The sequence below is a fragment of the Emticicia sp. MM genome (assembly GCF_001649495.1).
Window position 1 is genome coordinate 145,461 of record NZ_LXHX01000113.1, and the last position, 8,020, is coordinate 153,480.

Annotated in this window: 9 protein-coding genes; 2 read left to right on the forward strand and 7 right to left on the reverse strand. The window is 34.0% G+C overall.

Annotation, left to right across the window (positions count from 1 at the left end; genetic code table 11):
* Window positions 1-148 precede the first annotated feature (148 nt).
* From A6M55_RS15560 to A6M55_RS15575, 4 genes are read right to left on the reverse strand one after another with little or no spacing between them, the layout of a single operon-like run.
* The gene (locus tag A6M55_RS15560) at window positions 149-346 is read right to left on the reverse strand and encodes a hypothetical protein (RefSeq protein WP_156511086.1); all 198 of its coding nucleotides are present in this window, start codon (window positions 344-346) and stop codon (window positions 149-151) included.
* Between the two features lies 1 nt (window position 347).
* The gene (locus tag A6M55_RS15565; RefSeq protein WP_082893056.1) at window positions 348-2,258 is read right to left on the reverse strand and encodes a type IV secretory system conjugative DNA transfer family protein; all 1,911 of its coding nucleotides are present in this window, start codon (window positions 2,256-2,258) and stop codon (window positions 348-350) included.
* A gap of 27 nt (window positions 2,259-2,285) precedes the next feature.
* Window positions 2,286-3,365 carry a DUF5712 family protein gene (locus A6M55_RS15570; RefSeq protein ID WP_064198443.1) on the reverse strand — a complete coding sequence of 360 codons (1,080 nt, stop codon included), beginning with the start codon at window positions 3,363-3,365 and terminating at the stop codon, window positions 2,286-2,288.
* Window positions 3,366-3,371: 6 nt separating this feature from the next.
* Window positions 3,372-3,938, reverse strand: coding sequence for a hypothetical protein (locus tag A6M55_RS15575; RefSeq protein ID WP_064198444.1), 567 nt, complete (start codon window positions 3,936-3,938; stop codon window positions 3,372-3,374).
* Between the two features lie 549 nt (window positions 3,939-4,487).
* Between A6M55_RS15575 and A6M55_RS15580 the strand changes: the two genes are divergently transcribed.
* Both A6M55_RS15580 and A6M55_RS15585 read left to right on the forward strand, forming a co-directional pair.
* The gene (locus tag A6M55_RS15580) at window positions 4,488-5,222 is read left to right on the forward strand and encodes a ParA family protein (protein ID WP_064198445.1); all 735 of its coding nucleotides are present in this window, start codon (window positions 4,488-4,490) and stop codon (window positions 5,220-5,222) included.
* Between the two features lies 1 nt (window position 5,223).
* Complete coding sequence (locus A6M55_RS15585; RefSeq protein WP_064198446.1) at window positions 5,224-5,586, forward strand: hypothetical protein; 363 nt, start codon at window positions 5,224-5,226, stop codon at window positions 5,584-5,586.
* 62 nt (window positions 5,587-5,648) lie between these two features.
* On the opposite strand, the gene A6M55_RS17345 is transcribed toward A6M55_RS15585, so the two are convergent.
* The 3 genes from A6M55_RS17345 to A6M55_RS15595 all read right to left on the reverse strand — a co-directional run bounded on the left by A6M55_RS17345 (window position 5,649) and on the right by A6M55_RS15595 (window position 7,822).
* Window positions 5,649-5,807, reverse strand: a complete 159-nt coding sequence (locus tag A6M55_RS17345) for a hypothetical protein (protein ID WP_156511087.1) — start codon at window positions 5,805-5,807, stop codon at window positions 5,649-5,651.
* 107 nt (window positions 5,808-5,914) lie between these two features.
* On the reverse strand, window positions 5,915-6,820 hold the full coding sequence (locus tag A6M55_RS15590; RefSeq protein ID WP_197491720.1) for an Rpn family recombination-promoting nuclease/putative transposase: 906 nt from the start codon (window positions 6,818-6,820) through the stop codon (window positions 5,915-5,917).
* A gap of 189 nt (window positions 6,821-7,009) precedes the next feature.
* Entirely contained in the window at window positions 7,010-7,822 is an 813-nt protein-coding gene (locus tag A6M55_RS15595; protein WP_064198448.1) for a DUF932 domain-containing protein, read from the reverse strand.
* Between the last annotated feature and the right edge of the window lie 198 nt (window positions 7,823-8,020).

The window sequence follows — 8,020 nt, forward strand, 5'->3', positions numbered from 1 at the left end:
TTTTGTCTTTAAATCATAAAGGTATATTTGTAACATAAATACAGCAAAGAATAAAAAAATGTACGGAAAGCCTTGTTCGGCTGGTGAGTGGGACTGTAATGAAGTGATTTCTTATACTTGGTGGCATAAAATGCAATACCACTATCAATCATACATCCCAGTATAATGCCCCTTCTCTTCCACCTCCTTGTAAAACCCTTTTTCCGATTTCTGAGTATTTCGGAATATGATGCCTGCAATGGTAAAAAAAGTCTTTATCGAGAATACGAATACTGCCCATAAAGTACGGAGAATGAATTTTAAGATTTTTATAAAAGTGTCCATTTTGTTTTTTTTGAGTAGTCAATTTACGAAATATTGAGCATTTTTTTGCAATCTTCGGTGATTTTATTCATCAATTTTTCGATGTCAAATTGTGTATTAAAACTCGGTATTGGTTTGCTATTTGTCTGAAAAGAACCATCTTTTCTGTATGCTCCATTCATTCCTTCAATCGTGGTAAATACTTCTCGAATGACTTTCATCTTGAAAGTTGGGATGATTGTTCCTGCTTGCAAATCGCTGGGTTCGATGGCTCTGATTCCTACAATTTCGCCCGCTTGAAGGTTCAAAACCTCTTGTGGTTTCACGGCACGTTTATCAATTTCTGAAAAATTATCTCCCATAGAATTGTTAGTGTTACTGAAACCTTTTGAACTATGACTTTGATTTTCGCTTTTAGTAACCAATTTGGCTTCACCCATCATTTTTGAGATATATTCTGCCGTTGAATATACGGTTGTTCGGGTAAAAAACTGGTAGTTTAAATTAGCCAGTAAAGATTCTGCTTCGGGTTTGCCATATTTATCTTCGATTTGGGTTAAATTCTGAGCCATAAAAACCAATGATAATCTATTACTTCGGCAAGTAGCTGGCACATTCGATAATCGAGGAATATTGATTTGTGCAGCTTCATCGAGTAAACAAAACGAATGATGTTTATTTTGCTCGTTCATTTGTTTGAGTGCTACCGAAAATATCAGTGAAATAATGGGTGAAAGTGCCGCCGCAATATGGTTATCTGTGCCAATACAAATGACTTTTGGGTGCTTGGGGTCGTTGATGTTTAAATCAAAATCATCGCCCGACAACACATAAGTTAGATTTGGGTCATTTAAAGTGGCAAAGTCAATTTGTAAAGAACTCACAACACCCGATAATTGGTTGCCCGCTCTTTCGTCACGAGCGGTCAGTACCGAACGAATAATTTTGGAACATTCATCGTCAGTTTCCAGCATTGCCATTGTATCTCGGTAAGAAAAGCCAGTAATGATACTCACCAAGTGCGGAATAGTACAATGTTGTGGATGGTGTTTTTTCAGAAACCAAATAATGGCAGTCAAAAAGGCAGTAGAAGATTTTACCCAAAAATCTGATTTTTGATTCGATTCGGTATTAAAATTTACTACCAAAGCTTTTGCAAACTCGGTGGCATAAATTTGACTTTTCAGATAGTTAGGATTTAGGGGATTGAAACGATGTGATTTACTAATATCGGAAAAACTGACCACGTAAAAAGTGGGTTGTAGTTCACCAGCATCGACTTCCCTTTTGGTCGAGAAATGCAGATAGGCAATCTCAGATAGCGTCGGAAATTTATAATCGTAGATAATTCCTGTATAATTTTTCTGGGCAAATTGTTCAATAAAAGGTTCAGCCGTTGAAACCGTTTTCCCACCACCATTTGAGCCAATGACCAAAATTCCACGAAATGGATTGGTAATATTTACCCACTTGCTATTTTCTCCTTTTAAATGCAGAGAATATTTGGTTTCATTCCTTTTTCGGTCAGTTTGAACGATGTCAATTTCCTTAACTGGAAAGTAAGAAAACAGATATGCAAGTATGAAAATAGCTAAATAAACTAAAATTGTAAGTAAGGAAGAAGGTAAATAAATGGAAAACAAACCCACAACGCCACAAAAAATGTAGGCAATAATCAAATAGTTAGTATATGGTTTCGTGAGTGTCTTTTTCGGAGTTACAGCGTATTTTTCGGCCAATGATTGCTTTCGACTCGTATAAAAAAAGACCCAAAGGATAGAAAAACCAATAAATCTAACCCAAACTCCATAGTAATTGTAGTACAAAACAAATCGAGTGCTTAGTGCAAATGGCATGGACTTGAGTTCTATAAAATACCTGATAAATGCCTCGCCATAGACGAAGCACAACAACATTATTGCCATTGACCAGTATATTGATTTTTCGTTTTTCATAATTATATTATCAAATTGAAAATATTTCTATATCGAAATATCTTGATTGTTGTTATTTGGAGATAAGCCTTTCTTTCGATTTCGTTTCTTTTTCGGAACCTTACCTTGATTTTGATTAAAATCTTCGGTGGCGATGGTGGCAAAGAAGTGCTGAAAAGACTTAAATTCACCCAAAAAAGATTTAGTAGGTGGCGATAACTCAAGCTCAGGCTTACTTTTGAACGATGCCGTATTGTTCAAAGATTTGATTTGCTCGGGCAAAATCAATGTGTCTTTGGGCGATTGGTTTTTACTTTTTGCTCTCACATCTTTTACAATTTCGACCAGATTTCTACGAAAATCGGTGCTGTTATTTTTCGCTTTGGCAATATCTCTGATTTCAGAAATTTGCTTATCATTGATGCCCATCTTTTCTAATTGCTGCAATTTCTTTTCAGTCCAGAGAATAAAATAAGCGGTTTTGTCTTTTGGTGGACTAATTTCTTTTGGGTCTGGTTTGAAATCAAATTGTTGGTTAAACTGCCGCTGGTTTGCGTCAAACCAAGCCGTCATTCGGAAGCGATTTCTGTTTGATGTATTAGGATTGAGTGTAATTTTTTGCTCAATATCTCGTGCTGAAACTACTACGTGAATATGCGTTTGTAAACCTTCTTTCAAATCGCCCGATTTCTTTTTCCCATTCAAAACTTCTAAATCAGTTCCTTTGAATGCACGGTTTTGGTGTATGGTGGCGTACCAAATCAAGTCTTTTTCTGATAATTTCTTACCTGAATTAAAATTAAAATTAGCGGCATATTTTTCCATGCAAGCAATGGTAAACGCCTTTAATTTTAAATGGTCATTACCAATGTGTTCTAACTCTTTTGCCGATGGAGCAATGACTAAAGAATGAAATTTATCGTCTTTTTGGGTCAGTCCTTTTACGTTATTATCAATGCTCTCAACTACCTGTTTTTTATCGAAATCCCCCTGAGCGTTAAAGAAAATGCCTTTTTCTTGTTTTGATGATGGCTCTTTGTTGAGATAATTTCCCAATCTTGCAGCACTACTTTTATTGTTGTAGCTAATGTTTCCGTGCTTGATTGGATTAATTATTTTTGAATACATGAGTACTTAGGGTTGCTCTTCCAATTGCCTTAAAGTGGCTTGATAAAATAAATCAAGCCTTGATTTTAGTTGCTCTATTTCCGCTTTTTCCATGTCCAACGTCTCAAAATATAGGTTGGTAAACGAGACCAAATAAGCCAAAATTTGTCGGGTTGAATACTTGTTTTCATTCATTAATTGAACTGCATCTTTTAGTTTCAACTCGGCCAAGTTGGTGTTCAACGGAATCAAATATTGGCGTTCTTGCACCTGTAAAAAAGAGAAAATCTGATTACGTAAACGAACAACTTGATTGGCTAAACTGTCAGAATCATCAAAAAAGCGTGGGTCTATTTTGTGTTTGGTGAAATAGTTTAAAGCACCTTCAGTAAACATTTTCATGGTCAATTTTTGGACTTGGTTTGTCAATTTCCCATTCACAAACTTAGTTTTTAGATGTGTTTTGTCTTTTTCAGAAAGCGTTGGTAGGATTGATTCCGCATTAATTTTGTTCAAATTATCAACGGTTTCTTTTACCTCCTTAATGACACGTTCATCAATCGTTATTTTGGCCAGTCTGACTTCATTTTCCATGTTTTATTACAAAAAGGGTACTTTTTGATAGGTTAATTTGCTGATAATCAAATGATTATATTTTCTTAGGGTAATTGAGTTTTGATAATTCTCTGATTATCAACGATTTAGCTATGCTAAACTCCCCCTTCTTGCTAAACCCTTTCTACCCATAATTAACGGAATTTATTTTATATTATTTTCATTAAATATAAATATATGTTAAAAATGAAACTATATATTTGCAACAGAAATACGAAAATTGGTAAATAGATAATTACGAAAATACGGAATTATAGAAATACGAAAACACAGAAATCGTAAAGTCCAGAATTACAGAAACACGAAAGTACAGAATTACAGAAACACGAAAGTACAGAAATATAGAAATCGTAAAATACAGAATTACAGAAACACAAAAGTACAGAAACATAGAAATCATAAAATACAGAATTACGGAAATCGTAAAATACAGAAATTGAGAAATACATAAATACAGAAGCACAGAAATTATAAAACACAGAATTACGGAAATCGTAAAATACAGAAACTATCTAAACAAATAAAAAAATGACAACACAAACAAAACCCGATGGCACGCAACTATCAGACGGAACGCCAACAGCAAGAATTATCTCTGTGGCGAACCAAAAAGGTGGGGTCGGCAAAACAACAATTACGGCTCTACTTGCAAACATTTTGGGTGGTACTTATCAAAAAAAGGTTTTGGTGATTGATGCCGATTTGCAAGCAACTATTGCCATGACCAGAGTGGCAGATTTTGCAAAAAAAGATGAAGATTTTGTATTTCCCTACGAAATCATTAGCGTTGAAGAAACCGACACTTTGCACGAACTCGTACAGGAACATCGGGATTTGGTCGATTTTATATTCATTGATGCTCCACGTTTAACCAATAAAGACGATATTATCAAAGATGCTATCAATATTTTTGCTCCTTGCGATAGCATCTTGATTCCGACCCAAAGTAGTAGTTTTTCAACGGATTCGATGTTTCAGTTTTTGCCAGTAATCAAAGAAATTGAAAAACAACGAACTGATTTAGACCTTGACTTTTATTTCTATGCTTTTTTGAATCAATCCCGTTCGACTAACAACGATAAAGAAGTGCTTGAACTAATGAAACAAAACGAGGATATACCATTTTTTGAAACACCTTTATCAATGCTCGAAGTATTTGTAATCAAAGATTCTTACACGTCTATTTTTGATAAAAAGGGCGGTAAAGAGAAGTTTGAACCCTTTTTTAAAGAATTTATTGAGAAATTTAAGATTGCACTCTGATATGGAAAATCAACAAAATAAGCCAATGACAATGGAAGAAAAGCAGCAACTCATGCGTGAACGTTTGGGTAGGAATATTGGTAAAATGTATGAAAAACCCGTTGACGTTCTTGAAAATGAAAACCTTGTTGTGGAATCCCCAAAAATAGCCGATAAATCAGAAAAGAAAGTAACAAAGGGGAAAGAAAAAGCTATTGAAATGAATGAAAAGGTATGGCGGATTGAACTAAAAATTACCTCGGTCAAGCTGATTTACAAATTGGAAATTATTTCTAAAATGAAAGGAAAATCGAAACAGCAATATTTGTTAGGCCTTTTGGAGAAAGATTTGGTAGAAAACGTAGGTTTATTGAAGGATTTGTAAGAAACTTACGTTTTATCCTTGAAAATAGGCTATTTCTTAATTGGGTAGCCTATTTTTTAAAATTATTCTGCATCCATTTTTTTCAAAAAACTTCCCATTTTTCTTTTGGAAAGATTAAAAGCATTACGCAACTTCTCGGTGTCTGTTACCAATCCTTGTTTTATCAAATTCTTAATTATTTCATAATTATTTTCGTCTAACATCCTTTCTAATGTACTCATTGCTTTTATTGATTTATTAGATTTTTCTCAAAAAAGAAAGTAAAAATTCCATGAAAAGGATATTCTAATAACTTCAAAATGGCTTCATCTCGATGCCAATCTTGAATTTATTCAGATTCCATTTTCTTTAAAAAGCCTTCCATTTTTCTTTTAGAAACTTTCAAAACACTACGCAATTTTTCAATGTCAGTAACTAAACCTTCTTTGAGCAAATTTTTGATTGCTTCATAGTTGGTTTCATCTTTTTGGTTTTTTAACACTCGTTCTAATGTACTCATTGCTTTAACTTTTGAACTGTTGGAAATACTTTCAAAAATATAAAATAATTCGTTTTGTGGCAAGTTATTTGTTCCTTCTACATAAAGAAAAATACTTTCGACAAGTTCTTCATCTTGCTGAATATCTACATTTCGCATCAATTTGACGAATTGTTTTTCTTTTGCCTTGATATAGTTTTGCAGGTGGCGGTACTTCAAAAGGAACGTTGAAATTGCTAAAAAACTATTGCTAAAACTTTCAATTTGATGGTCTTCCATTTGCGAAAGGTCTATCAAATCATAGTCAAATGTGGGCAAATACCGCATGAACGGATGTGGAATATTCTCAAAATAATCTTGCATTCGTTGGTAATGCCAAGTGGTTTTGCCGTGATAAAAAACTATTGGTAATATAAAAACTGGCTTTTCTTTTTGCTTTTTATTCTGATTCCAAAGCTCCAATAAGTACTGCAATAACTGAAAGTGCGGATACTCTTCTTGATAGCTTTTATGCTCTAAAAGTAGTACAATGTGTACTTCGCCTGCACCAATGATTGGGCAACGATAGACCAAATCAGCAAAGTGTTCTTTCAGTTTTGCGTTTACAAATGAGCCTGGTACTAAATCAATTTTTTCAAAATCAAGTGTCTTCTGAATTGAATCAGGCAAGGTTTTCTGGAATAATTCGGTGGCAATCTCTCTTCGAGAAAAAACTGTTTTGAAAAATTTGTCTTGTATTTTGATTAATGCCTTCACAAAAAGAGGTTTTATTTTGGGCAAATATACTTTTTTTACCTTTGAATGGCTATTTCTCCTTACAATTTCTAATAAGGATTGGGCGAAGCCCAAAATTTTTTGGACAAGTCGAAGCCTTGCCATTTGGGCAAAAAAGTACATAAAATTTCAAAATTAGGGTTGTAAGCGTTTTACCTGCAACCCTAATTTTTAGGCATTTATCAACTCCGTACAAAACTTAAAAGCGGTTTGATTGAGTTCGTTTGCTGAACCAAACGGATTGCCAAAGATGGCATTTTTCGAGTTCTTTATGTGGGTTGTGTAGTGCGTTATGCCGTTAAATAACCCAAAAGCATTATCACCTAAATCTGCACATTCTCTATCAATCGAAGCATTAATATTTGATATAATGTTTCTTTTTCGGGTCGATACTTCATTACCAAGTTTTTCTTCATCATTCATTCGGGTTAATCGCTCAACTAACGCATCTTTGATGGAATCATCAACTTTTACCCACGAAAGTTGCTCCATTTTGTCAAAAAGTTGCTTACGTTGCTTCATAAACATATCAAAGTATTGAACCAATCCATCAATGCGAAGACTATTATTTTTAGTATGATTTACTTGAAGTTGACGAAAATTTCTTGAAAAGCGGTTTGAACATCTGACCATAATATTACTATTTCCGATAAAAAAGCCCGTTGAACCATCGAAACTATTTCCAATCATTAGGTAGTCTTTAAACTCATGCCCGCAAACCTCCATCATGTCGGTACATTTGAGAAATGCCAAAACCTTTTTTCCTCCATCTACATCATAATAATTTTCAATTGGAAAACCTGTAATACTATGTAGTTTCTCCGTTACTTCCACAAACTTTTCGTTGTGTGTGGGGGTGTAACTGGTTTTAGCAATGTTTAATAATTGCCCATTATCGTTGCGAAAAATGCCTTTATAGCCTATTACTTGCTTGTTATTGGCAAAAATCGGTTTTTCTATAATATCCCATTCTAAAGATTCCATTGAATTAAATTTTAAGTTTTAAAGATTGATTTGAAGAAAGCCCAACTCGAAAATCGGGCTTTCTTTGAGTGGTTAAATAGTGAAATTAACAATTTCAGTTTCTAAGGCTTTGAGGTGGGTTTTGCCTGTTTTTACCAAATTATTGATAAAATCCAAAATCATGGCTACATTCTGAATTTGAATGTTTTTGCCTGTGCC

Excerpts from the sequence above, each read along its gene's own strand:
- A6M55_RS17345 (WP_156511087.1), bottom strand. The coding sequence starts at position 5,807 with ATGAGTACATTAGAAAGGATGTTAGACGAAAATAATTATGAAATAATT.
- A6M55_RS15585 (WP_064198446.1), top strand. The coding sequence starts at position 5,224 with ATGGAAAATCAACAAAATAAGCCAATGACAATGGAAGAAAAGCAGCAA.
- A6M55_RS15580 (WP_064198445.1), top strand. The coding sequence starts at position 4,488 with ATGACAACACAAACAAAACCCGATGGCACGCAACTATCAGACGGAACG.
- A6M55_RS15570 (WP_064198443.1), bottom strand. The coding sequence starts at position 3,365 with ATGTATTCAAAAATAATTAATCCAATCAAGCACGGAAACATTAGCTAC.
- A6M55_RS15575 (WP_064198444.1), bottom strand. The coding sequence starts at position 3,938 with ATGGAAAATGAAGTCAGACTGGCCAAAATAACGATTGATGAACGTGTC.
- A6M55_RS15565 (WP_082893056.1), bottom strand. The coding sequence starts at position 2,258 with ATGAAAAACGAAAAATCAATATACTGGTCAATGGCAATAATGTTGTTG.
- A6M55_RS15595 (WP_064198448.1), bottom strand. The coding sequence starts at position 7,822 with ATGGAATCTTTAGAATGGGATATTATAGAAAAACCGATTTTTGCCAAT.